General features: G+C 57.3%; 21 protein-coding genes, 1 tRNA gene and 1 pseudogene. 13 read left to right on the forward strand and 10 right to left on the reverse strand.

Annotated features, from left to right (window positions below; all coding sequences use genetic code 11):
- Nucleotides 1-18: 18 nt before the first annotated feature.
- The 8 genes from C7S18_RS10080 (at nt 19) to ychF (ending at nt 7,089) form a co-directional block, all read left to right on the forward strand.
- Nucleotides 19-1,716 (forward strand): tetratricopeptide repeat protein, encoded by a 1,698-nt coding sequence (locus tag C7S18_RS10080; RefSeq protein ID WP_170113208.1) that lies wholly within the window; start codon nt 19-21, stop codon nt 1,714-1,716.
- The gene (gene lolB / locus C7S18_RS10085) at nt 1,706-2,344 is read left to right on the forward strand and encodes a lipoprotein insertase outer membrane protein LolB (protein WP_106891444.1); all 639 of its coding nucleotides are present in this window, start codon (nt 1,706-1,708) and stop codon (nt 2,342-2,344) included. Before C7S18_RS10080 ends, lolB begins: the two co-directional genes overlap by 11 nt.
- Nucleotides 2,341-3,195 (forward strand): 4-(cytidine 5'-diphospho)-2-C-methyl-D-erythritol kinase, encoded by an 855-nt coding sequence (gene ispE, locus C7S18_RS10090; protein WP_106891445.1) that lies wholly within the window; start codon nt 2,341-2,343, stop codon nt 3,193-3,195. The genes lolB and ispE overlap by 4 nt, the downstream gene beginning before the upstream one ends.
- A 25-nt stretch (nt 3,196-3,220) precedes the next feature.
- A tRNA-Gln gene (locus C7S18_RS10095) sits at nt 3,221-3,296 on the forward strand.
- Nucleotides 3,297-3,328: 32 nt separating this feature from the next.
- Complete coding sequence (locus C7S18_RS10100; RefSeq protein WP_106891446.1) at nt 3,329-4,285, forward strand: ribose-phosphate diphosphokinase; 957 nt, start codon at nt 3,329-3,331, stop codon at nt 4,283-4,285.
- A 138-nt stretch (nt 4,286-4,423) separates the two neighbouring features.
- Entirely contained in the window at nt 4,424-5,182 is a 759-nt protein-coding gene (locus C7S18_RS10105) for a 50S ribosomal protein L25/general stress protein Ctc (protein ID WP_106891447.1), read from the forward strand.
- A 66-nt stretch (nt 5,183-5,248) separates the two neighbouring features.
- Entirely contained in the window at nt 5,249-5,848 is a 600-nt protein-coding gene (gene pth, locus C7S18_RS10110; RefSeq protein ID WP_106891448.1) for an aminoacyl-tRNA hydrolase, read from the forward strand.
- A 149-nt stretch (nt 5,849-5,997) separates the two neighbouring features.
- On the forward strand, nt 5,998-7,089 hold the full coding sequence (gene ychF / locus C7S18_RS10115) for a redox-regulated ATPase YchF (RefSeq protein WP_106891449.1): 1,092 nt from the start codon (nt 5,998-6,000) through the stop codon (nt 7,087-7,089).
- 152 nt (nt 7,090-7,241) lie between these two features.
- Here the strand turns inward: ychF and C7S18_RS10120 are convergent, their stop codons facing one another.
- The 7 genes from C7S18_RS10120 to C7S18_RS10145 all read right to left on the reverse strand — a co-directional run bounded on the left by C7S18_RS10120 (nt 7,242) and on the right by C7S18_RS10145 (nt 14,742).
- Nucleotides 7,242-8,165, reverse strand: coding sequence for a hypothetical protein (locus C7S18_RS10120; RefSeq protein ID WP_106891450.1), 924 nt, complete (start codon nt 8,163-8,165; stop codon nt 7,242-7,244).
- A gap of 2 nt (nt 8,166-8,167) precedes the next feature.
- Nucleotides 8,168-9,973, reverse strand: a complete 1,806-nt coding sequence (locus tag C7S18_RS10125; RefSeq protein ID WP_146151854.1) for an ORC-CDC6 family AAA ATPase — start codon at nt 9,971-9,973, stop codon at nt 8,168-8,170.
- The gene (locus C7S18_RS25325) at nt 9,970-10,143 is read right to left on the reverse strand and encodes a hypothetical protein (protein ID WP_425481094.1); all 174 of its coding nucleotides are present in this window, start codon (nt 10,141-10,143) and stop codon (nt 9,970-9,972) included. The genes C7S18_RS10125 and C7S18_RS25325 overlap by 4 nt, the downstream gene beginning before the upstream one ends.
- A gap of 215 nt (nt 10,144-10,358) precedes the next feature.
- Nucleotides 10,359-11,363, reverse strand: coding sequence for an IS5 family transposase (locus C7S18_RS10130; protein ID WP_106889619.1), 1,005 nt, complete (start codon nt 11,361-11,363; stop codon nt 10,359-10,361).
- Nucleotides 11,341-12,402, reverse strand: a complete 1,062-nt coding sequence (locus C7S18_RS10135) for a metallophosphoesterase family protein (protein WP_146151855.1) — start codon at nt 12,400-12,402, stop codon at nt 11,341-11,343. The genes C7S18_RS10130 and C7S18_RS10135 overlap by 23 nt, the downstream gene beginning before the upstream one ends.
- Before the next feature lie 7 nt (nt 12,403-12,409).
- A complete protein-coding gene (locus C7S18_RS25330; RefSeq protein WP_106891453.1) occupies nt 12,410-13,201 on the reverse strand; it encodes a DNA adenine methylase in 792 nt (263 codons plus the stop codon).
- A 455-nt stretch (nt 13,202-13,656) separates the two neighbouring features.
- A complete protein-coding gene (locus C7S18_RS10145; RefSeq protein ID WP_106891454.1) occupies nt 13,657-14,742 on the reverse strand; it encodes a hypothetical protein in 1,086 nt (361 codons plus the stop codon).
- Between the two features lie 546 nt (nt 14,743-15,288).
- Here C7S18_RS10145 and C7S18_RS10150 point away from each other — a divergent pair.
- A complete protein-coding gene (locus C7S18_RS10150) occupies nt 15,289-15,717 on the forward strand; it encodes a hypothetical protein (protein ID WP_146151856.1) in 429 nt (142 codons plus the stop codon).
- Nucleotides 15,718-16,191: 474 nt separating this feature from the next.
- Here the strand turns inward: C7S18_RS10150 and C7S18_RS10155 are convergent, their stop codons facing one another.
- The 3 genes and pseudogenes from C7S18_RS10155 to C7S18_RS10165 form a co-directional block, all read right to left on the reverse strand.
- Entirely contained in the window at nt 16,192-16,548 is a 357-nt protein-coding gene (locus C7S18_RS10155) for a transposase (protein WP_170113209.1), read from the reverse strand.
- 133 nt (nt 16,549-16,681) lie between these two features.
- Nucleotides 16,682-16,853, reverse strand: a pseudogene (locus C7S18_RS10160) (transposase); the annotation flags it as partial.
- Nucleotides 16,854-17,119: 266 nt separating this feature from the next.
- On the reverse strand, nt 17,120-20,440 hold the full coding sequence (locus C7S18_RS10165; protein WP_106891457.1) for a PGAP1-like alpha/beta domain-containing protein: 3,321 nt from the start codon (nt 20,438-20,440) through the stop codon (nt 17,120-17,122).
- Nucleotides 20,441-20,534: 94 nt separating this feature from the next.
- Between C7S18_RS10165 and C7S18_RS10170 the strand changes: the two genes are divergently transcribed.
- The 4 genes from C7S18_RS10170 (at nt 20,535) to C7S18_RS10190 (ending at nt 23,902) form a co-directional block, all read left to right on the forward strand.
- On the forward strand, nt 20,535-20,741 hold the full coding sequence (locus tag C7S18_RS10170; RefSeq protein ID WP_106891458.1) for a transposase: 207 nt from the start codon (nt 20,535-20,537) through the stop codon (nt 20,739-20,741).
- 276 nt (nt 20,742-21,017) lie between these two features.
- Complete coding sequence (locus tag C7S18_RS10175; protein ID WP_146151857.1) at nt 21,018-21,482, forward strand: transposase; 465 nt, start codon at nt 21,018-21,020, stop codon at nt 21,480-21,482.
- 419 nt (nt 21,483-21,901) lie between these two features.
- Nucleotides 21,902-22,882 carry an HNH endonuclease gene (locus C7S18_RS10185; RefSeq protein ID WP_106891460.1) on the forward strand — a complete coding sequence of 327 codons (981 nt, stop codon included), beginning with the start codon at nt 21,902-21,904 and terminating at the stop codon, nt 22,880-22,882.
- Between the two features lie 255 nt (nt 22,883-23,137).
- Nucleotides 23,138-23,902: an ATP-grasp domain-containing protein gene (locus C7S18_RS10190; protein ID WP_106891461.1), complete on the forward strand. Its 765-nt coding sequence runs from the start codon at nt 23,138-23,140 to the stop codon at nt 23,900-23,902.
- Nucleotides 23,903-25,041: the final 1,139 nt, after the last annotated feature.

Genomic DNA, 25,041 nt, shown 5'->3' on the forward strand with positions numbered 1-25,041 from the left:
GTCATGAGTGATCAAGAAATGACGAACGTTCCACACCAAATTCCCCGTTTGCTGAGTTTGACGCTGCTGCCGTGGCTTCTGGTGGCCTGCGCCGCCACCGGCCCGCGCGACGCCCCAGAAGCTGCCTTGGCGCCGCCATCGCAGCTCGACAACCCGGGCAAGGCTCTGGCGTCCCGAATCGGCGCCGAATTCGCCCGCCAGGACGGCCGCGAGGCCGACGTGGCCTTGGAATTGGCCGCCTCCGCCCGCCTGTCCGACCGGCCCGAACTCGCCCGTACAGCGCTTCGGGCGGCCATGCGTGCCCGGAACGACGCGGTTTCTACGGAAATGCTCAGCCGCTGGCGCGCACTGGCGCCCGACGACAAGCTGGTGGACGCCTATGCTGCCGCCATGGCCTTGGGTAAGGGCAAGACCAGCGACGCCACGGCCCTGATCACCCCGCGTCAGGACGACCCCAAACTCCCGACCGATATGGTCGAAGCCCTGCGCTGGCTGCCCGACCTCGATCGCATCCTGCCGTTCCTGTCGACCCTGGCCGACCTCAGCCCGACTGCCGCGGCCGCCATTACCTATAGCCGCTTTGCCGATACCGCCAAGGCCCCAGAGTTCGCCCGGGATATTCTCGACAGCGCCATTGAGCGCGCGCCTGAAGACGCCATTTTGCGCGCCTATCGGGCCCGGCTGGTGCAGGAATCGAACCCCGAACTCGCTCGCGCCGACCTGCAACAGGCCGTGCTGCTGAAGCCAGACTCGCGCGAATTGCGCTTGAGCCTGGCCGCCGTCGAAGACCTTCAAGGCCGTACGGACCTGGCAGCACGGGTGCTCGAAGCCTTTCCGGGCAAGGACGAAGACGTGATCGGCGTGCAGCTCGCCTACGCCGCCAAGTCTGAAGACCCAGCGCTCATCACGTCGGCGTGCAAGCGCCTGGCTGGCCTGGACAAGCCGCATCCGTCCCAGCGACTGCAACTGCTCGGCACCTGCGCCGAGCTCGCCGAGGACGCCGCCGAGGCCATTCGCGTGTACCGCCAAATTGGCAAGGACGATGCTGAATTCGTTGAAGCCCAGATGCGCATTGCTGCCGTCCAAGTTCAAGGTGCGCAATTCGCCGACAGTCAGAAGACGCTGGAGCAATTGCGCGAAGCCGGCACGCTGAATCGCGAGGAGCTGGTTCGGACCTATCTGCTGGAATCGGAATCCGCCGCCACGGCGAACGACGACAAACTGGCGCTCGACGCATTGAATCGCGGCCTGGATGCCCTGCCCGATGACCAGGACTTGCTCTACGCCCGCTCGCTCCGCCACGAAAACGTCGGCGACATCAAAGGCGCCGAGGCCGACCTGCGTCGGCTGATCGAAATCGACCCCGAAAACGCCGATGCCCTGAACGCGCTCGGCTACACGCTGGCCGACAACACGAAGCGCTACCAGGAAGCGCTGAGCCTGATCGAGCAGGCCATGGTGCTCAAACCCGACGATGCCGCGATTCTGGACAGCATGGGCTGGGTCAAATTCCACATGGGCGAATTGGACGAGGCCATTAGCCTCCTGAAAGCCGCCTACGAAAAGCAGGCCGAAGCCGAAATCGCGGCGCACTTGGGCGAAGCCTTGTGGCAGGCCGGCCGCGAGGATGAAGCCCGTCTGGTATGGGAAGAAGCGAAGGCCCAGCAGCCCGAAGACCCAGCCCTGATCAACACGTTGAAGCGCTATGGTCTGTAAGCGTTGGCGTGTTTTGGCGCTGCCCTTGGTAGCGCTGACATTGGTAGCGCTGCTCGCATCGTGCGCGTCGCAGTCAACACGCGACCTCCCGCCTTCTGATGCAGCCGACGTGGCGCCAGCGCCCGTCATCGTGCCGACGCACTGGCAACTGAGCGGCAAGATCGCGCTCAGCAATGGCCAAGATAGCGGCAGCGGCCGCTTGGAATGGCAGCAGGACGGCGACTTCTTCAACATGTCGCTGCGCTCCCCCATTTCCGGCCAGAGCTGGCAGTTGCTCGGTGGCCCCGAAGGCTGTGCGCTCGAAGGCTTCAAGCCAGAGCCCGTGATGGCCAGCACGCCCGAAGAGCTCGTCCGGCGTGAACTCGGCTGGGAACTCCCCGTCGGCTCGCTGAAGGGCTGGCTGTTCGGGCAGATTGAACCAAGCGCGACCACCCGTTACGACGCCAACGGCCGCGTGCTGGAGCACACCGACGACGGCTGGACCATCACCTACCGCGACTGGCGCGAGCAGCAAGGCCACTGGCTGCCCGGCAAGGTGTTCGCGAAGAAGAAGCCGTATCAAGTGCGCCTCGCGATCCAGACCTGGAACCTAGACGAACCAAGCCCGGACAACGCCAACCAGCCATGAGCCTGACTTGGTTCCCGGCTCCGGCCAAGATCAATTTGTTCCTCCATGTCACCGGCCGCCGTGCCGATGGCTATCACGAGCTGCAGACCGTCTTTCAGCTGATTGATCTGTGTGATCAGGTGGGTCTGAAGGTCCGCGATGACGGCGTCATCCAGGCGCTGCACCGTCTCCCCGGCCTGGATCCGGAGCACGACCTCAGCGTTCGCGCCGCCCGCGCCTTGCAAGCCGCCACCGGCACCCCGCTCGGCTGTGACATTGAATTACAGAAACACATTCCGGCGGGCGCTGGCCTCGGCGGCGGCAGCTCCGATGCCGCCACGGTGCTCTGCGCGTTAAACGCGCTCTGGGGCACCAAGCTGAACGAAACCGAACTCGCCGCCATTGGCCTCAAGCTGGGCGCCGATGTGCCGGTGTTTGTGCACGGATACAGCGCGTTTGCTGAAGGTGTGGGCGAGGCCTTGCAGCCCCTGGAACTTGGGCCAGCCTGCTATGCCCTCGTTTTTCCAGGAGAAACCGTCCCCACCGCAGAAATTTTTCGCGATCCAGAATTGACACGGAACACGCCACCAATCAAAATCTCGCTTCTTCGTGAGGGGGTTTCGACTCATAACGATCTCCAGGCCGTGGCAACGCGCCATTACCAGGAAATCGGCGCTGCAATCGATTGGCTGAAACGCTTCGGTGATGCGCGCATGAGTGGCAGTGGTTCGTCGGTGTTTGTTCGCGTCGATTCGCAAACAGCAGCCGAGGCAATCAAGGCCGAGGCTCCGTCACGTTGGCGCACTTGGTGTGTGCGCGGTATCGATCAGTCGCCGCTTCATATTGCCCTTCGCAATCTGTCAGCGCGCTGATCAGGCAAAACCAAGCTTCCAGTGCTGGGGCGTCGCCAAGTCGGTAAGGCACGGGATTTTGATTCCCGCATTCGTAGGTTCGAGTCCTTCCGCCCCAGCCATTTCTTCTTTTTGTTGTCACCTCGGGTGAACCGTGAAAGCTGACGGAATTCTGGTTTTTGCCGGCAACGCTCATCGCGCGCTGGCGCTGTCGGTTTGCCGACAATTGGGCGTGCCATTGGGTAAGGCACTCGTGGGTAAGTTCTCGGATGGCGAAGCCCAGATCGAGATCGAAGAAAACGTGCGTCGTCAGGAAGTATTTGTCCTGCAGCCCACGTGTGCACCGACCGCCGACAACTTCATGGAGTTGTGCGTGCTGATCGATGCATTAAAGCGTGCTTCCGCGGCCTCGGTCACGGCCGTCATGCCCTACTTCGGTTATGCCCGGCAGGATCGCCGCCCGCGTTCTGCGCGCGTGCCGATCACGGCCAAAGTGGCTGCCAAGATGCTGCAAGCCGTGGGCACCGACCGCGTGTTAACGGTCGATGTGCACGCCGATCAGATCCAAGGCTTTTTCGATATCCCCATGGATAACGTTTACGCCTCGCCCGTGTTGCTCGCCGATGTGTGGCGTCATCACGGCACCGATAATCTGATCGTGGTGTCGCCCGATGTGGGCGGCGTGGTTCGCGCCCGCGCAGTAGCCAAGCGCCTCGACGATGCCGACCTCGCCATCATCGACAAGCGCCGCCCGCGTGCGAACGAAGCCACGGTGATGAACATCATCGGTGATGTCGATGGCAAGACCTGCGTCTTGGTCGACGACATTGTCGATACCGCTGGCACCTTGTGTGCCGCGGCCGCAGCGCTCAAACAGCGCGGCGCCAAGCGGGTGGTCGCTTACTGTACGCATCCGGTGCTCTCGGGCCCGGCCGTGCAGAACGTGACCAACGCGGCGCTCGATGAGTTGGTGGTGACAGACACCATCCCCCTCACCGAAGCCGCCAAGGGCTGCCCGAAGATCCGGCAATTGTCGGTCTCCGAGCTGCTCGCTGAAACGATGCGCCGTATCGCATTCGGCGAGTCTGTGAGTTCCTTGTACGTTGATTGATACAACAGATTCGTGCGCTCGGTTCACCGACGCACCAATCGTCTGAGTGGTGGCTTAGCCAACACTTGAACGCAAGCCCTGACTTTGGTCGCGAAGTCAGGAACACCCCGATCGCAAGATCATTATTTTGGAAAGACCATGGCCAAACAACACGATATTCAAGCCGAAATTCGCGGTACCGAGGGCAAAGGTGCGAGCCGCCGCCTCCGTCGCGACGGCAACGTTCCCGCCGTTCTGTACGGTGCGAAGCAGGACGCGCAAGCGATCCAGCTGACCCACAAGAACGCCATGCTGTACGCCGCCCACGAGTGGTTTTACTCGTCGATCATGCACATGCAGATCAACGGTGCCGTGCAGAAGGTGCTGCTGCGTGACATTCAGCGTCACCCGTTCAAGCCGACCATCATGCACCTTGATTTCCAGCGCGTGTCGGAAACCGAAAAGCTGCGCCTCTCTGTGCCGCTGCACTTCCTGAACCAGGAAAAGTCGCCGGCCGGCAAGCTCGCTGGTGTGACCATCACCCATGAGCTGAACGAAGTGGACATCTACTGCTTGCCGAAGGACATCCCGGAAGCCCTGGAAGTCGACCTGAGCGAACTGAAGCTCAACGAGATCATCCACTTGTCCGACGTGAAGCTGCCAGAAGGCGTGTCGATCCCAGCGCTCAAGCTCGGCAAGGAACACGACCTGGCCATCGTCATCGCCAAGGAAATCAAGGAGCAGGAAGAAATCGCTCCGGCCGCCGATGCCGCCGCCGTGCCAGCCTCGGCCGTCAAGGCCCCGGCCAAGGGCGCTGCCCCAGCCAAGGGTGCTGCTGCCAAGGGTGCCGCTCCGGCCAAGGGCGCTGCCCCTGCGAAGGGTGCTGCTCCGGCCAAGGGCGCTGCTGGCAAGAAGTAATCAGCCACGCATGGGGCGGCCCCGGCCGCTCCAACGCACCGCTGATTGGCTTTGCCCCGCTCCACCATGGCAGGTTTGCGCTTGATCGTCGGCCTCGGCAACCCCGGGGCCGATTACGACCGAACCCGGCACAACGCCGGGTTTTGGTTTTTGGACGAACTGGCTGATAAAGCCGGTGCGCGCTTGGGCCGAGACAACAAACTGCACGCCGAAACCGCCAAAGTTACCATTGCCGGTCAAACCGTGTGGCTCTTAAAGCCCACCACGTTCATGAACAAGAGCGGCCAATCGCTCGCGGCTGCGTGGAGCTATTACAAGATCGCGCCCGAAGAAACATTGGTCGCGCACGATGACCTGGATCTCCCACCCGGCACCGCGCGCCTCAAGTTCGATGGCGGCCACGGCGGTCAGAATGGCCTTCGAGACATCATCGCCCACTTAGGTCACGGCAAGTTCCACCGCCTGCGCTTAGGCATTGGTCACCCCGGCGACAAGAACTTGGTCACGCCGTGGGTATTGGGCCGACCAGGCAAGGAACACGATTTGGCGATTCGCGACGCGGTAGCGCGGAGCGTGCATCAGGTCGATGAAATGGTGGCGGGAAGCTTGGACAAAGCCATGCAAGCTTTGCACACGGTGCCGAAGCCCCCGGTGGCAAAGGCTTAGTACCGAAACACGACGCTGCAACAGCATTGCAGCGAACACGGCAACCGAGGCTCCTTTGCTTGGTTCGCTGTCCGGATGGGTCAGGCAGATTGACCTGACTCCCGGATTGCGAATCAAGCCAAGCAGCTTCCAACACGGATCGAAACATCATGGGCATCAAATGCGGCATCGTCGGCCTGCCTAACGTCGGCAAGTCCACCCTGTTCAACGCACTGACCAAGGCCGGCATTCCTGCCGCCAACTACCCCTTCTGCACCATCGATCCGAATGTCGGCATCGTGCCCGTGCCGGACAAGCGCCTGAACGTGCTGGCCAGCATCGCCAAACCGCTGAAGATCATCCCGACCGTCATCGAATTCGTCGACATCGCCGGCCTCGTCGCCGGTGCGTCGAAGGGTGAGGGCCTCGGCAACCAGTTCCTCGCCCACATCCGCGAAGTCGATGCCATCTCCCACGTCGTGCGCTGCTTCGAACACGGCGACATCGTTCACGTGTCCGGCAAAGTCGACCCAATCGCCGACATCGAAACCATCGACACCGAATTGGCGCTGGCCGACCTCGACTCCGTGGATAAGGCCTTAAACCGCGTCGAACGCGCCGCCAAGGCCAACGACAAAGAAGCCATCGCCAAGAAGCCCGTACTCGAAAAAGTCCGCGCAACGCTCAACGACGGCCGCCCTGCCCGCTTCGCCAAACTCGATGCCGAAGAAAAAGCCCTCATCAAGGACCTCTTCCTCCTCACCCTGAAGCCGGTGATGTACGTCGCCAACGTCAAAGAAGATGGCTTCACGAACAACCCCCACCTCGACCGCGTCAAAGCCAGAGCCATCGAGGAAGGCGCCGAAGTCGTCGCCGTCTGCGCCGCGATCGAAGAAGAACTCTCCCAGCTGGATGACGAAGACAAAGGCGCGTTCTTGGCCGATATGGGCCTGGAAGAACCAGGCCTGGATCGCGTGATCCGCGCGGGTTACAAGCTGCTCGGCCTACAAACCTACTTCACCGCCGGCGAAAAAGAAGTCCGCGCGTGGCAAGTCAAGAAAGGCTCAACCGCCCCGCAAGCTGCCGGTGTGATCCATACCGATTTTGAGCGCGGGTTTATCCGCGCCGAGACAATTGGGTATGACGATTATGTGGCTTGTAAGGGTGAGGCTGGTGCGCGGACGGCTGGGAAGTTGCGGTTGGAAGGCAAGGAGTACATTGTCAAGGAAGGGGATGTTTTGCACTTTAGGTTTAATGTGTGACGCTTCCTCCAACCAAATACCGCCCAATCGCTGGTCCCTGCAGCCATTAAGGGACTGATGAGAGAGCAATTGGGCGTGACGAAGTTGCTTCAGAGAGTCCATGAGAGCAACAAAGCGAAGCTGTAGATTTCAGTTCAGATTCTAGTCGACTTCTAGCTGCGATCTTCTTCTCGAAAAAAACCAACTGACAAGTTCACGACGACTCCAGACCCAATCTTGTCCCTGGGATTCGCATGCTGACCAGAACTGGCGCGCCAAACTGACACGTCACGAAAATGCACTCCTACCAACATCGCACACAACGCGAACAGCTTCGGACCAAGTGGCAAAATTGAGCAACGCATTTTCGACCGAATGACTCCTGTCAATGACATTAGCCGCCCCAGTGCGTCAATAGGGTCCGAGACACGATAATCAATAACGTGTCCTACGCTGACAGAGTCCAACAAGTTGGAATTTGTGGCCAACACCTCGTGATCGTAGTCACTCAGAGGCGAACGCGGAACAAATAGCCAATAGTCCGCGGGCTCGAGATGCTCAACTACACCGATAGCACGCATCTTCTCGTAACCGAGCCCACAAATTAGCGCGGCGGGCTTGTCCAACTCTCCGGTCCACCCTGAGAAAAAAGGTGAGACAGGCTCAACGAATTCGTTCAGTTCAATATTGTCGCCGGGAGGGGAGAACTTCGCGAGAGAGTAGGCAAAACTGGCATCAATGGTCCCGAATTGGGCAAATGCTTGAACAACTGCCCCCAGGCGCAGACGAGTTAGACAGGAAATGTCCACCAAAACCCTAATGCGCTCCTTGTTGCCCAGAGTCCTGAGCTTCTTGATCAGCCAATCGAAGAAATCAATATCGCTAACCTCACAGTACTCGATTCCTCTCCTCTCAAATTCGGCTTTGTTCTTCTCAAACGCCAGTTCACGAAGATATCCATAACCAACAGCAAAGCCGTATCCCTGGTGCTGGGGGAACTCCTCCAGAACAGAAGTGCATCTTGACTCGTATCCGCAACAATAAATGCGCAGATCAAACTCCGATTGGACTGTTGGCCTCTTCAATCTGATTCCCATAGCTAGAAACCGAAATTCATTTGGTCGGCCTTTTCCAGGGCGGGCTCGCCCTGGTCCAGGAGAATCTTCGATAGCGATTCCGCTTTCCCGTTAAGAACTGGTAGTTTGAAATACGGACAGAGCCAGAAAGACAAGCGAAATCTCGATCCCACCAAGCTTCTGCTCCACTCATCTGACTTCGCAGTTTTATCAGGAAGTGGGACAACAGCACCAATCACCAAAGCTGACTCGATCGCATTGACAACTTCGTCAGGCACGCCTTGATCTACATGAAAACTCAGCTTCGGCTCTGGTTCAAAAACCGGACCCAAGACTTGCTTTCGGAAGTAATGACCGACCGCAGAAATAACGTTGAATGCCGGCAACGAGTGCGCGGGTTTGACTGGCAAGGCATTAAGCCGAGCAATTATCCTCGCCATCGATTTGTCAACTTCTTCAGACTGAACATCCAATCCCACTGCCTCGTCTCCAGAACTACGGGCCAACATCGCGCCCAATGTAGATTTGATCCATCTCGGATGCCCTTCTGAAAGGGAAAAGAGTCGTGACTCCCCAGAATAAAACGCGTGGGACCTACGTCCCTTAAGGCTTGTACCAGAACGCATGTAATACAACCGACACTGTACAATTGGACGAATCTTCCGAATCACTGAGTCTCTAATACTTCCCGAGTACTCGTCGACATGGCGCGGGTCAACCCCCTTTCTCGAAAGATATGCGGCAAAACTCGCATCTCGTGCCGCTAGTGACATAAACGCTTTTGAGTCAACAGCTGCAAAGGAGGCGTCCTCGCTAGAATCAACGTCCAGCGGACCAGCAACTTCTGGGAAAGCTGCTAGATGCTGAAATTGCACAGGGTCTCCGGTGCGTAGTTGAGAGCGACAGAGCTCTTCCCACATCTCTGAACAAAACTCCTTAAGCGCCTTTCGATTTGCACCTTCATTCCTGCGCGGATTGAAAAGCGAAATAACATCAAAATCGTGACCGGGCAGTGGCTGCTCGCTCGATGCCATCCCTGCATATCCAGGAAGTGGGGTCATAGCAAGTTTGAAAACAAGATTTCCAGGACTACCGCGCATAGTCTTGATCAAGGAGTCCCTAATTGCGTCGTTCGCCAACTCTAGTTCATCGCAAAGTATCATCCATTTCAACTCACGGCGACCAGACAATTCGTTCAACAGCAGGGCCATTTGGCTTGCAACGCTTCCAGGAGAATCCAAATGCGACAACAACTGAATCAGATCCTGAGTTGGCGCGCTATGGGAAATACTCGGAAGTTCCGCAATCTTGACCACGATCTCAAATCTCAACGACGCAAGAGACTTCGCAACCCGCCCAAGTTTGAGCGCGTGACTGACAACTTCGCAGACACGAACCTCGGTATCTTCCGTAACGACCAGGGGATCCAACAATTGCCCTGCAGACGACAATACCTCCAGGAGTGAATCAATCATCGCTCTTGCAACCGACAGCGAATAGACGGCGACTTCCAATGATTGAAGCAAGGCTCGCGGTTGCGACCCAGTCACGGATCGAATGGAAGCCAACCAAGCTTGATCTACAGGCACGAATACGCCGATCTCCTTCAACGAGACCTTGACCCCGTTTGGCCGTGCCCGAAGGAGGCGCGCCTTGGGTTCAAGCATCCGCAAAAGCGTAGTCTTCCCACTACCTCTGCAACCAAGAATTACAGCATTGGTCGGCTTCGAAACCGCAGAAAACTGAGGGTGCTCGACAAAAGTACTGGCGACGTCTTCAGTCGTCATCGCCCTTGCGTTGTAGTGTTCCCAGCCATGAAACGCGTTCACGCAACCTCCAGCCGCTGAGGATCAAATGGAACAAATGGAATCCATTTCAGCCCGCAATTCCTCTCGACTTGCTTCAGGGTCAAAACTCGATCTTGAAGAGTCTGGAATCTAAGCTCAGGGATATTTTGTAGAATTTCCAACCACGAGATACTCACTCGTGAGCCGAGCAACAGACATATCTTCTTCGATAAATTCCCTGGATGGTCTCGATTCCCAAATCCGGAACCACTTAGGAGGGTCTGAACAAGTCGGTTTTTGGCGATGGATTCCGTCCTCCGGATTCTCAGGCGGGTTTCGGTCGGTGATCCGTTAAGTATCCTTCCTAATCGGTATCGTTCTTCACTTGGGAAAGCGGTTCTGGCGCTACTTTGCCCCTCTTTCGTGATCAGCTCGCGAACTTCGGGCGCAACTCCCCTGCAGTTTCAAGTAGCACTTTTCTGACACGATGCAAATTGGCCAGCGCGAACAGGGTGACGATGTGACTGGTGTTCTTGGCCAATCCCTTGAAGCGCGCCTTGTTGTACCCAAAGAAGCACTTCACCTTCTGAAACGCATGCTCGACTCGCGCGCGAACCTGCGCCTTCCTACGCTCGATCTTCACGATATTGCTCTTTGCCCGACCTTCTTCCATCGCCTTGATCGCGCTTCGGCGCATCGCAATCCTCCACTCAGGGAAGCGCTGCTTGCGCGGATGGTTCTCGCGCATGTTTTTGTCGGCGCCCTGGTAGCCCGCATCTGCCCATACTGTCTCTTCCTTGCCGTGCAGCAGGCTTTCAACGTGATCAACATCGGCATCATTGGCTGCCGACGTCACCACTGTGTGGACCAGACCACTGTCAGCATCCACGCCAATATGCGCCTTCATGCCGAAGTACCACTGGTTGCCCTTCTTCGTCTGGTGCATCTCAGGATCCCGCTCACCGTCTGAGTTCTTCGTCGAACTCGGTGCCGCGATGATCGTCGCATCGACGATCGTGCCACGCTTCAGCAGCAAGCCCTTGCGCGACAAATGACCGTTGATCCGCTCCAGTATCGACGAAGCCAAATCATTCGTCTCAATCAGACGCCGAAAGTTCAGGATCGTCGTCTCGTCTGGAATGCTGCCGCTCAGCGTCAGACCGGCAAAGTTCCGAATCGACACGATCTCATACAGCGCTTCTTCCATCGCCGGATCGCTCAACCCAAACCAGTTCTGCATCAGGTGAACCCGGAGCATCACTTCAACGGGGTACGGGCGACGGCCGCGACCGGCGACCGGATAAACCGACTCAATGTCCTTCAGCAATGCTGCCCACGGCACGACTTGCTCCATCTCGGCTAGGAATACCTCCCGACGCGTCTGCTTCTTCTTAGCCGCATATTCCGCGTCACCGAAACTCATCTGGTCCATGCTGAAATAACCTCGCCGCAACACCTGTATCTAACCAGAAATTGCGGGACTTGTTCAGACCCTCCCTTACTATCCGATTTCTTCTCTGGTCATCGAATGACGCTTTACTCCAACCTGCGCCCAAGCACCAATCCCAAGATTCGACCGTCCCGCGAACTGCACCCATTGCCGCCGAATCGAGGTCAAAATCGAGGATATAAAACTGATTCGCAGTTCCTGGCAAAAATTCTGGCGGCAGAGCGGCCGAAAAACTACCGCAACTAAAAATCACTGATGATGCGGCCCCGCCTTTCGCATATGAGAGATTTGGCAGGTGCTTGTGCCCATGTATTACTATCCAACTTTGCTCAGTCTCTTCGATCGCTCTCAATAGTGCGTCGCCATGAATCATCTCACTATAATCAGGGAAGCGAGCAGAAACATCAGGAAGCTTGCTAGGGTGATGGTGGCAAAGCAGTATGTTGAGTTTGCTGCCTTTGGCTGCGGAGATTCTCTCGGTAATCTTTGTCAGCGTGTAATCTGTGATGCGTCCCCTCTCGAACTCGTTTGATCCCCGGGCGTGGCAATTGCAAGAGTTAAACAGGACGACACGATATGACTCCTCATCGATTACCGAAAAGTGATCCGCCCAGTATCTAAGTCGTTCGACTTCGTCCAGTGTCGGACAAGGGTATTGAGGATTAAGCCTCTTAAGCGTTTCCCAAATCTCAGGCTCGTCAGCACCTGATCTTGACATTATGTCGTGATTTCCAGTGGCAGCTGCAAAATTCCCCGCATCAAGCAGCTTACTGAACTTCTCTATTCGCGCCCAAGCTGCCTCAAGCCCGACTCGACATGACTTCAAAGTCATATCCCCAGGAGTCACTAGCAAATCGGCCTTGAGCCTGGATTCCTTTATTAAGTGTTCCAAATCAACAATCGGGCATTGCTTTCTTTGCGAAGGACCACCTACGACTGCGTGAGTATGACCAACCGCAGCGTCGGCTTTGGCAAAGTGCATGTCGCTCAGAACGGCAACTCGTAATGACTGACTATTCAAGTGACCCTCAATAATTTCTGAACAGGTACTCAACCACTTGTAAGCGCGAAGTCGGTGATGAGGCAACGACTCTGCGCGCCCGAACGATCTCTCGTCTCCACCCAGGCAAAACTTCACTAAGGTCTACGTTGTAGGACAGAAGAACGAAAACATTCTTCTGGCTCAACCTTTTCGCCAGATCAATCACTCTACCAAGGGAGTCGTCCCTGATCGAATTGTAGCCATATTCTCCACGAAAGCGATTACCGGAACTTCGGTACGGTGGATCGAGATAGACTAGATCGCCAGACTCTGCCGAATCACAAGTGCTTTCGAAATCGCCCCAAAAGATGTCAGCCTTATGGAGAAGGCTCCCCCAATGAATGCATTCTTCTACACTCGGAAATGCCCCCCATTTGCTTCCAAAGGGCACATTGAACGCGCCATTTCTGTTCGTTCTGTATATCCCATTGAAACAAAGTCTATTTAGGAACCAGAACTGCGCTGCGGTATCGAGACCGCTTGAATTCGCGTCAAATGCCCGCCTCACCTGATAGTATGACTCTCTCGTCTTCTCATAAGCACTCATCTTCTTCCATAGCCCTGGTGGATCTCGCCTCAAGCTTCTATAGAGGTTGACGATTTGCAAATTTAGATCACCAATCACCGCAGCCTTCGGCTCTGCTTCGAAGAAAAGAAACGCAGACCCGGCAAACGGCTCAAAGTAGCAGCCATAGCTGCTTGGCATAGCGTTGGACAATTGCAACCTGAGCCCTCTCTTACTCCCAGCCCACCTAATAGGGCTAACGCTGACGGCCATAGTATGCTCCACATATTCGATGTGATAGCGCAGTTTAGCAGTCGCCTGGCAAATCAAGTACTTGGATCGCCGAAATTGACCTGCCAAGACCTCCCTGGAACCCCTCGTGGACAGCAACCCCTACCCCTCGTGGACAGCCACTTTTCCGATTTTACTGAACCAAAACTCAGCGACTGCGCATTCCACGCATTCCAGTCACTAATTCCACACGATGGCGGTCACGGATTCCACGGGAAGCCGGTCGGGGTAGCGGGCGGGTGGAACTTGGCGGATTTTGGCCGGGTCGTCAACACTGTCAGCCGTTGACCTCCCTGGCCACCCACTTTTCCGATTTTTCTGAGCCCAAGCTCAGAAATCTCCCAATGCGCCGCGAACTTGTGGACACCCACTTCCCGAAATCTTCTGCGATGCGACTTGGTGGGTCACTTATTTAGCCAAGCCGGACAGTTCCATCCCTACCTGCCTACGACCTGGAAGCCACCACCAGCCGACGGCTGCCGAACATTCGGATGCAACGCAAACACGCACTCAAAAAACGGTTGTACGTTTTCCCAAGCCGTACTGCTCTCGTAGGCCGTACGAAGTGCTTTGCCAAAATCGACCACGTTCGGCTCTTCCTGAAGATGCGCCGTCATGGCCGCAGACTTATCGGCCGCCGCGTGCAAGCTGTGGTTCTGTGCAGGGTAGGAGTGAAACTCCATGATGAATCCCGGCCCCGCATAGGTATTTCCGTTCAACGAACACTTTGTTGTTGATTTGGGGCTCTGACGATCAAGATGGCCTTCGGCAAAGCTGTCCTGAAGCATGTGGAGAATGCTGCCAAAGGCAATGTCCTTGATCTCTCGGCGCAGCTTCGGCGCACCGAGCGCATAGAGATCCTGAACGATCCATCCAGACTTCGAGAACACTTGATTCAAAGGCGCGAAGTCAACCTCGTCCAGTTCCGTATCGCGCGTATACGTTCCCTCGATGATCAGCCAATTGAACTTCGTCCAGCCAATCATGGACTCACGGGTCTTCTGGGGTGAATCGCCATCAGAAGCCATCGCATGTAAGAACTGCAGGTCGCCGAAATGCGTTCGGTAAAGCAGATTGCTGTTGCGCCCGTCAAAACGCTTGCCAGCCGCCGCCTTCTTCTCTGCGTCCGTAAACAACTGGTACCAACAGTAAGGCTGCGTCTGGAACCGCACAGTGAATTGTGTCTTACACCGAGTGCCACCGGCCTCTGACGCATTGAGCCTGAACGGCGGGTCATCGTTCCAACGCACCCCAGCCATCACGCCAACCGGCACATTGTTCGCACCCGCTCCACTGCAGATCGATCCACCGCAACCAAAGATCCGATTCGTCAGCTCTTCATGCGCCGGGTCACCAAAACTATATACCCCCCAGGTTGCCGCCTGAATCGTCAGCGTGTTCAACCAACTACCGCTGATTTCAGCAATGTCCCGCTCCTGCGGACTCGCGACCGGGGCGAGCTGAAACGCGCTTGCACCAGAAGCCGCCAGAAGACACGTGGCAAGCAACGGTAATCTACGCATAGCAGAATCCCCCAAATCTATGACTGGTGTTTGAATCCGAGCGCAAATCGGTTCATACCGCCTGTCTAGAGCTCGCCCTGCTCCACGTTTCGGGCACGTATACCATTCAACGCTGATTCGGGAGTTCAGCAACTCGTGGACACCCGCCTGTTTACGGCTGCTCGCACGCCTTGCTCCGGGAGGCTTTCCACGATCCCACATATCTCTTTGACCTATCTCCGCGATACTGAGTCGCTAGATCGAGTATTCGGGAAGTTGGCGGGCAGGATGAAACTGATCTCAATTGGGCTGGCGGCCAGGTCTGAGAGAATTGCCGCTCCGACGACACATCACCAGTGAGCCCGCCATCGAAGGTATCGGTTATCTGACGTTCGGCCCAGCGCAGTTTGATGACTGGCGAAGGCCTAATCAGTGGACACCGAATCCGTGGACGAACGCGTCGAACGCGTGGACACCCACCTGTTCGTAAGCCAATTTGCCCAGGAGTCAAGTGGCTTTTCGGAATCGCTCGTCGAAGTCAACCTTTACCCTTAGGAGATCGATCCCATGGCACTTTTTGGACCAGACTTCAACCTAGACTTCTACCCGTTTGCACATCGTTCGTTCTCGGTACCTTTGAACAGGATGGCACGAGCGACAATATGGGGTGACGGAGTGATTGAGCAATGTCTCATGCTGTACCAATCTGACTACACCGCTCTTGCAATCATGCGGACAAGTCCAGGCGTAGACGATTCCTTTGGGGCTCAAATGCGATCTGGAGAAAGGCTCCTGAAGCCTGGCAACTACATCATTGGCGGGTACAACAAGTACAACAACCAATGGCGCTCATCCGCGCTAATGGTCTTGGACGAGTCAGCAGATCACGTGACGTTCGGTTTCGACGATGTTGGCAATCAGGGACAGCCGGGTAATCAGCCGGGTGACGGAGACTTCAACGACGCTATCATAAGGTTCGATTTTGTGGTCGTTTGAGAGGACCTCCCTGGACATCGATGGACGCCCCGGTTTAGTCAAGAGGTATTAGATCGGGTTTTGCATCTTCTTGAGGTGATTTCGGTGTTTCTGAGCAGCACCATCCGTGACGGATCGGTGTCGCCGGGGCTTGAGGGTTGCGGAGCATGCTGGGCGATCAGCGGGCGCCTATGTCGCCCGCCGACCAGCATGCAGTGATTCGTTGACGGCTTGATTGTCGCGGTTAAGTTGAAGTCCTCGGTGTTGATCTGGTTTCGGTTTGACGAGAGTCGCACTGGTCAGAGGGCAAGGGGTCAAGGACATCGATTCGGCGTCTTGGTGGCGGTTTATCGCCGCGCCATGGTGAGATTCGGAAGTCCAATGCTGCCTTTACAGCCACACGGTCTTTTATAGACTCTGGTCCAGGACAGGCTCGGCATCGGACATGGCCTTGATTCACCACTGTCAGTCAGTCACGCTCCGTCGGTGAATGGGTTAGGCGAACGCCTTGTTGAGGTCGAAGGGTTCTTGGTCGTGCAGGATTCGGAACACGATCCGGGCGAGTTTGTTGGCCATGGCGACGATCGCGCGCTTGTTGCCGCGTCGGGCCGCGACCGCGCTGATCCAGCGCCTCATGGCATCGTCGTGTTTGTGGCGCCAACAGAAGATCGCTCGAGCGCCATGGATCAACGCTGTTGGGACTGAGCGGTCACCCTTCTTCGTGATCTTGCCGAGCAGATTTTTGCCACCGCTGCCATGGCAGCGTGGCACCAAGCCCGCCCAGGCGGCTAACTGTCGCCCGTTCTGGAACTGCGCGGCATTGCCAATGCTCGCAATCAGAACACCCGCCACGACCGCCCGACACCGGGTACAGCTCTGATCAACGCGTGATCCGGGTAGACTTGAACCAATACCTCCAGCGCCTCGCTGGCCTGTTAGATGCGCTGATTGAACTCGGCCAGCTCAGCATAGTGACTGGCCAACACATCTGCCCTTCGTCTATCTTGCTTTCCTTCTGCTCCGCCAGACCGGCGGAACACCTCTCCGAGATGCACGCGCAACTCCACGTACAACGTCTTGCGGCAGCACTTCGGAATGAACACCACGTAGTATTTGCACTCCCACTTCGTGTGACTTAACGTCTCTGCTTCCATCATGAAACTCCTCGGCGTGCGCGTGGCGGCTCACGCTCGGGAGTCTCATCGATGGACTCCCATAGACGTCAAACGGCTACTGCCTCCCCGGCAGAGCCGGGGTCTCCATTCGTATTAAAAACGTGAAGTCGGATGGTGCTATCCGTGCGGCGATGGAATTCTGCGGAAGTTACTAATAGCGAAAACAACGAGCTTCGCTGCAATTCTCGACGTCGTTGTTGGCGGGCTTTGCGGGGGCTGCGCTACGGCCCCCGTCTGGTACTCGTGCATTACGCCGCAGCCGGGGGCCTGAGAAGCTTCTGAATAGACGCGATGCGCTTAGGGTGCTGATTCGGATAGGACAACGAAATATCCGCCCATATTTCCAGCTTTTCCCTATCACCACGGCTCCAGTAGAAGTAAGCGAGCGCAAGGCTTGCATTAAAAGGCTCGGGGCCGGCCTCGAACTGGTTAAGAAGCCATGCCTCCGCTTGCCGCTGTGTCCTTGCATCTTTGAGCAACGCTTGTGCCGCAGGCAAGTGGGGGAAAGGAAGAACTATTCGCAGAGCATCTTCGATTCGACCTTGCCGCCTGTACCCAGCTATTGCAGGTCCGAACACCTGGGTCGCCGGTGAAAAGCCGAGTTCCTTAGTAATCCCGTACACCCAGTTCAGGAGAACTTCGGCCGACAAGAGAGGGGTTATCCGGCTGACAACGGCCTGCAGATAGCCAGGACCAACCACGCGAAACCTGTGCAGGTAGCGTGTCAGATCAGCCGCCTCGTCTAACGATGAGATGAGGCGCGCCACAGTCGTGGCGACTACCTCGTTTGGCAAGAACCTCGCCTCCTCCATCTCGTCCAAAATCGCTCGCGCCGCAGAGATGTCGCTTGCCAGCGCAAGCAGCGTGGTCCAGCTGACGATATTGGGCTCGACCTTCGCCGACCGCATCTCGCCCATGATTGCTCGCGCCGTAGGAATGTCGCTTGCCAGCGCGAGCAGCGTGGTCCAGCTGACGATGTTGGGCTCGATCTTCGCCGACCGCATCTCGCCCATGATTGCTCGCGCCGCAGAGATGTCGCTTGCCAGCGCAAGCAGCGTGTTCCAGCTGACGATATTGGGCTCGACCTTCGCCGACCGCATCTCGCCCATGATTGCTCGCGCCGCAGGAATGTCACTTGCCAGCGCGAGCAGCGTGTTCCAGCTGTAGATATCCGGCTCGATATTCGCCGCACGCATCTCGCCCATGATCACTCGCGCCGCAGAGATGTCGCTTGCCAGCGCAAGCAGCGTGTTCCAGCTGACGATATTGGGCTCGACCTTCGCCGACCGCATCTCGCCCATGATTGCTCGCGCCGCAGGAATGTCGCTTGCCAGCGCAAGCAGCGTGTTCCAGCTGACGATATTGGGCTCGACCTTCGCCGACCGCATCTCGCCCATGATTGCTCGCGCCGCAGGAATGTCACTTGCCAGCGCGAGCAGCGTGGTCCAGCTGTAGATATCCGGCTCGATCTTCGCCGCCCGCATCTCGCCCATGATCGCTCGCGCCGCAGGAATGTCGCTTGCCAGCGCGAGCAGCGTGGTCCAGCTGTAGATATCCGGCTCGATCTTCGCTGCCCGCATCTCGCCCATGATTGCTCGCGCCGCAGAGATGTCGCTTGCCAGCGCGAGCAGCGTGTTCCAGCTATAGATATCCGGCTCGATATTCGCCGACCGCATCTCGCCCATGATTGCTCGCGCCGCAGGAATGTCGCTTGCCAGCGCGAGCAGCGTGGTCCAGCTGTAGATATCCGGCTCGATCTTCGCCGCCCGCATCTCGCCCATGATCGCTCGCGCCGCAGAGATGTCGCTTGCCAGCGCAAGCAGCGTGTTCCAGCTGACGATGTTGGGCTCGATCTTCGCCGCCCGCATCTCGCCCAGGATTGCTCGCGCCGCAGGAATGTCGCTTGCCAGCGCGAGCAGCGTGGTCCAGCTGTAGATATCCGGCTCGATCTTCGCTGCCCGCATCTCGCCCATGATTGCTCGCGCCGCAGAGATGTCGCTTGCCAGCGCGAGCAGCGTGTTCCAGCTATAGATATCCGGCTCGATATTCGCCGCACGCATCTCGCCCATGATCGCTCGCGCGACACCAGCATCGTTTGACAGGTGCACCAACACGTTGAAGGCGAGCCTTGATGGGGTGCCAGCGCAGTGCACCACCATGTCGAAGTACAGCCGAGCTTCGCGGTAGGTGCCTATCCTCCGGATCTCCATCGCCAGCGCATATCCAAGGCCGCGGCGGATTCTTCTTCGCTCGTCGCGCTCGCCAGTTCCCCTGAGCGCCTCGGACAGATCGGAGATCGCGCCTCGGAAGTCACCAACATCGATCTTGTAACCCGCAATCTGCTGCAAGAGTTGACTATCTGCTTCGGCGACTGCGCGAACCTCAGCAATATCACGGTGCTGCGACTGTCGTGCGACCTCTGCCGTCAAGATCGCGGCGCGCCGATCGCCAGTGCGTGCGACTTCATCAGCGGCCTGTGAGATCCGCACAATGCTCGGCGCTATGTCCGCCAAAGAGGGTGACACAACCACAGGCTGGGGCCTATCCGCAACGAGTCGGCCGTCGAGTTGTTGCGCAAGCGCTGCCAAGGTGGCGGCCTGGGTGGCCACTAAGCGCTCATGGGTGGCCACTAAGCGCTCAAACTCCTTAGCCACCGCGCGAGGAAGTTCGTCGATCTTGTTTTCGACGCGATCCAACCCAACACGAGTCCTTTTTGTGTCGTCTCGGATGCTATCGATCTGCGAAGGCATCGATCCAGCTTGTCTATTACCACGAATCTCCCGTAGGAAGTCGATCAGTGAGCAGTAGAGCTCAGCGTTCCGGTCGGTCGGCTTACAGGCGCTGAAGTGGTCCTCCGGCAATGGTACCGCGTAGCTACCGTTTACGTGTGACTCACTGCTCGTCGCATTGACTACGGTTACGGGTAATCCTATCCGCAGACCGAAAATTCGTACCCCGATGAAGACACCCCGGCTCTCTGAATACGTCTTCACCCTGAATTGATAACTTAAGCAGACATCATCGAATCTGCGCTTCAGGGAGCGAAGATGCGCGTCATGCGATTTCATGTTGCCAACCTGCTCGTTGGTCCGGAGCAGGAATCGCAGTACCCTCGCAAGCTTCGCAAGCTCCGATCCGCTGTGAGGCGTCGCGACGAAGGCAACGCCTCGCACTTGATCAGCAAGGTCGCGGAACCGGCGCTGCTCTGCGCCGAATGTCAGGGCTTCGCACAACGCAGCCTTGATTACTAGACCACCCAGGCTATGCCCGATCAAGACTAGTGGTCGGCTACGAAGTTCCGGTTCACTTGCAAGGGCCTCCATGACCGCCAGCCCTTGGTCGGGCAATGGCATTGCCTCACCGCGCCAGGCCGACAGCGCCGCATCGTATTCAATGGTCCAAATCGAACACGCCGCATCTATGCCAAGCCACATGGGCCAAAACGTCTCCACCTCCGACTTGTTCGACATCCAGGTTTCTATCGGATGTCCACCAAGCCCGTGTACAAAGACGACGCTTAGACCGTCCATGCTGTCAGCAGCGTGATAAAGGTTATAGATTCTTGCCATCGTTCGAAGCCTATAGCAGCATCGTAAACCAAGGGTCTGAAATATTCCCTCCGATTGTGGTCAATTTGGACCTTCGCAGCAAGGTCAATTCGACATGGACCAGATCAGTTTCGGCGACGCAGAGTGCGCAGTAAAGAAGAAGCAAACGCGTCGCGAGATCTCCGTGGCTCAAATGGAACGCGTGATTCCGTGGCAAGACTTATACGGGGAGATCGCGGCGTTCTACCCAAGCGGCGGTCGTGGTCGAACGCCGTATCCGACGCAGAGCATTAGTTCTAACCTGTTTCTGCGTAAGGTTTGAAAAGGGCGTAAGCCTCCAGCCACCCCACCGCATAAGTCAGCGAGTTGTGCTAACTGCGCTGCTTCCAAAGGTGCGGCAGCAGCTCATTGAGGCGATCGAGCGGTTGAGCAGGCAAACGCACAAGCACGTCGGAGAGGCAAACCCCTCGTGGAAGAGAGAGCTCCCTGGACACCCACTTTTCCGACTTTTCTGACCCAAAACTCAGAAATCTCCCAATGCGCGGGGCGCCCAAAGCCGCCACCATGACACCTCCCCCAGCCACGGATGGCTCCCAACATGGCCCTGCCCCGCGATCGTACTGTTCCTCCGAACACCAACGGCTACTACCACTGCATCAGCCGCTGTGTACGGCGGGCTTGGCTTTGTGGCTACGACAAGGTCAATGACATCGACTATGGCTATCGGCGGAAATGGGTCGAGGAACGCATCTTGTTACTGGCGGAGGCCTTCGCTGTTTCGATTTATGCCTATGCCGTCATGAGCAATCACTTGCATGTCGTCCTGAAGGTGGATGCGTCGGCGGCCAAGGATTGGTCGGATGAAGAGGTCGCCAGGCGCTGGTGTGTCGGACCTCCCTGTAGGACCTCCCTGGACAGCCACTTTTCCGATTTTTCTGAGCCAAATCTCAGAAATTTCCCAATGCGCGGGGCGCTCCAGGCCGCCACCATGACGCCTCCCCCAGCCATGGATGGCTCCCTATATGGCCCTACCCCGCGATCGAACCGTTCCGCCGAACACTAACGCCTACTACCACTGCATCAGCCGCTGCGTGCGGCGAGCTTGGCTTTGTGGCTACGACAAGGTCAAAGACATCGACTACGGCTATCGGCGAAAGTGGGTCGAGGAACGCATCTTGTTGTTGGCGGAGGCGTTCGCGGTTTCGATTTACGCCTATGCCGTCATGAGCAACCACTTGCAAAACCCTCCATGGACAGCCACTTCTCCGAACTTTCCGACCCCAAGCCCCAAGGTCGCACAAAGTACCGTCGCAGCTGCGCCGTCACTATGGCGCCCTCCCCTGCCGATATGGCGCCATCCCAAGAGCGCGCCGGAACAGGTATCCCGTCAGTCCTCAGCCCGTCCCAGGACTCCTAGCCAGCTCAGTTTGACGCCCAACCGTCCGCACCGCCAAAATGATCGCAGCGGGATTGGAGGCATGTTTGCGGTTTTGGTGGGTCAATCAGAACCAAACCTATCGGCACGAAGTGCCGGGTGGCTACCTTTGGTCGCCGAAACGCAATCAAGGCAACCGTACCAATCCGTTTTACGAATTCATGCGTGAAGTCGCTCCTGGCGATCTCGTCTTCTCGTTCTGCGATGGGCTGATCAAAGCAATCGGCATTGCACGATCTTATGGTTACGAATCACCAAAGCCGATTGAATTTGGATCGGTCGGCGCATACTGGGAACAGATCGGTTGGCGCGTCGATGCCTCATTCCAAGAACTGCTGCATCCGATTCGGCCAGCCGCGCATATGGATCAGTTGGCACCCAAGCTGCCAGCCCGATACGCGCCAATTCAGAGCAACGGCCGCGGCCTGCAGAGCGTCTATCTGACCCGATTGCCGGATCCGTTGGCGTTGGCCCTGGCTGATCTGATCGGGCGCGAGGCGCACAATCTGATCAACGCATTGCGCGCACAAGACCAACCCATCGAACCGGTACAGACCGGGCTGGTGGAATGGGAACAACATCAACTTGCGACCATTGCAACCGATTCCAGCCTGGCCGAGACCGACCGCAAGGCAGTCATTCTCGCTCGCCGCGGTCAGGGCCTGTTCCGAACACGGGTAATGCAGAAGGAACGCCGTTGCCGAATCACCGGCGTTGACCAACTGGAGTATCTCCGCGCAAGTCACTGCAAGCCATGGCGCGATGCAAGCCACGAAGAGCGGCTCGACGGCGACAATGGCTTACTCCTCTCGCCCGATGTTGACCATCTTTTTGATCGCGGGCTGATCAGCTTTGAAGACAAGGGCAAAGTCCTCGTGTCTCCCGTCGCACACCGCGGTTCCCTGATTCGAATGGGACTGGATCCCGACTCACTCACCAATGCCGGCGCGTTTTCTACGGCACAACAGAAGTACCTTGAGTACCACCGAGCCCAAGTATTCCTGCAAGCGAGGCTTCGGGAAACTTGATCGGCTAAAATCCATCCAGCATCGTGCACAGGTATTGAAAGCTCACCATTCTCTCGACTGACGCTGCCCCTCCGAATGGCGGTCCGCGACCCGCCGTCCTAGCCGGTGCGCAAGAGCGAAATTGACATGTTTCAGCTAGTCCGGAAATTGCTGGATAGGTCTTGGGGCCGTTCACTGGCCGGCCTGGCGTCTTCTTGACCCTGCACCCACTTCAGACCTTGCGTTACGCTTCGCCCACCTATCGCTGGAGAGAACATGTTTTCAGTAGCCTACTTGCAGGACTTAGGCAGTGGCCGGCTCGGCATCGAAGAGCAGCTACTGAAGCAAGCGTTCGAACAGTGGCAAGTGCCGGTAGAACTTTATACGATCAAGCGGATCCATAAGCGGAGTCTTCCGCTAACACTGAACTCGTTCATCGCGGGCGACTTGGACGCCATGCATGGCGCAATGCGCCAACTTGGAATCGAAGCACCAACGCCGGACGACTACCCTGAATGCCTGAGTCCCTTTCTGCAACGGCGCGTCTGGCGCGCCACACTCGGCACTGCCGAATACCAGATACTTCAAGAATCGGGACAACCGCTCTTTATCAAGCCCGCCGAGCGCCGCAAGAGCTTCGTGGGCGCGGTGTTCTCACACCCCAGTGATATCGCTCAGTTTGGAACCGTAAGTCGACGGCAGGAGGTTTGGTGCTCCGAGGTCGTCAATTGGATATCCGAGTATCGGGTGTATGTGATCGGCACCGAAACCGTTGCGATTGGGCACTACAGTGGCGATCCCCTCGTTCATGTGGATTTGTCGGTAGTGAGGGCTGCCGTAGAAACCTATTTTCGCTCTGGCCGGGCGCCATGCGCATACGCTATCGATTTCGGCGTGCTTTCAACTGGCCAGACCGCGCTCGTGGAATCGAATGATGGCTTTTCCGTCGGTGCCTATCATATCGGCGCCATTGAGTATGCCTCGATGGTCACCGCGCGGTGGCGAGAGCTTGTTGAGTCCTCGAAATCAGGGCCGTCGTAACAGTTGACGTCTCTATGAATGGCCCCTTCTCCGAGTTCACTGAGCCATATCTCGGACGTCCGCCAATGCGCGCGCCGTTCCACAGAAATCCTCCAATGCGCGCAGAGCTCTATGCCAGCATCAAGACGCCTCTCCCAGCCACGGATGGCTCACATCATCGCCTCACCCCGCGATCACAGCGTTCCGCCCCGTAAGCATGCTGGGCTTTCAACTCTCAGCCAGCCAACGCCAACTAGAGCGGGGCCTCACAACGCCATCCAAGTCAACTAGGCATGCAATTGGTCTTCAGCTTGAATGATCTGTCACGACCCAAACTCGCAGCTTTCGGAACCGACGACGAACGCACCCTCAATTCGATAGCGGGAGGTGAAAAGCAGTGAGCCCAAGGGGGACACGCTCACAGAGTACTCAATGCCGTAATGCTGTAGTGTGGTCCATAGACCTATTTCCGCTGCAATATGAGTGACAAGGTTAAGGTCCTCGATTTCATGTGCCACCAGATACTCGTAGCTGTCTTCTGGGAAGCCATCACTGTCCGACAATTCCAAAGACTCGCATGAAGGGAAATAGGTGGCTCGAATCCGTTCAGCCGCCGCGAGCGCTGGATCCTCGCGGTGTTCCGCGGCCCAGGCATCCGCAAGTTCTAACCTGTCGCAAAGACTGAGCGTCGACCACCAAACCAGGGTCGATTCGTCTCTAGCAACTGGATCAGGAACTTCCGGAAAGTGCACTGGGATCCCTTTACTTGATCTAAGCCAACGCTAGCTGGCAGCATCCTGGCGAGCCAAGCATCACTACTGTATCAAATTGAACTAATTGCATACGGAAAACCGATGGACACTCACTTCCTGAATGCCGCCACGATGTGATCACGGTGTGTGACCTCCTTGGAGACCTCCCTGGACGAGGCGCGGGACCTCCCTGGACAGCCACTTTTCCGACCTCCCGTGGACAGCCACTTTTCCGATTTTTCTGACCCGATCCTCAGAAATCTCCCAATGCGCGCGACGTTCAAGGCCGTCACCAAACCATTCGCGGACACCCACCTGTTTGGCGATCCAAGCCAGTTGCTCGCCGAGCGGATGGCCCATGCTCTCCAACCGGCTGCCCGTGTCCCGCCGTCCTCGCCGGTGCACAGG

The sequence above is a fragment of the Ahniella affigens genome (assembly GCF_003015185.1).
In the GTDB taxonomy this organism is placed as follows: domain Bacteria; phylum Pseudomonadota; class Gammaproteobacteria; order Xanthomonadales; family Ahniellaceae; genus Ahniella; species Ahniella affigens.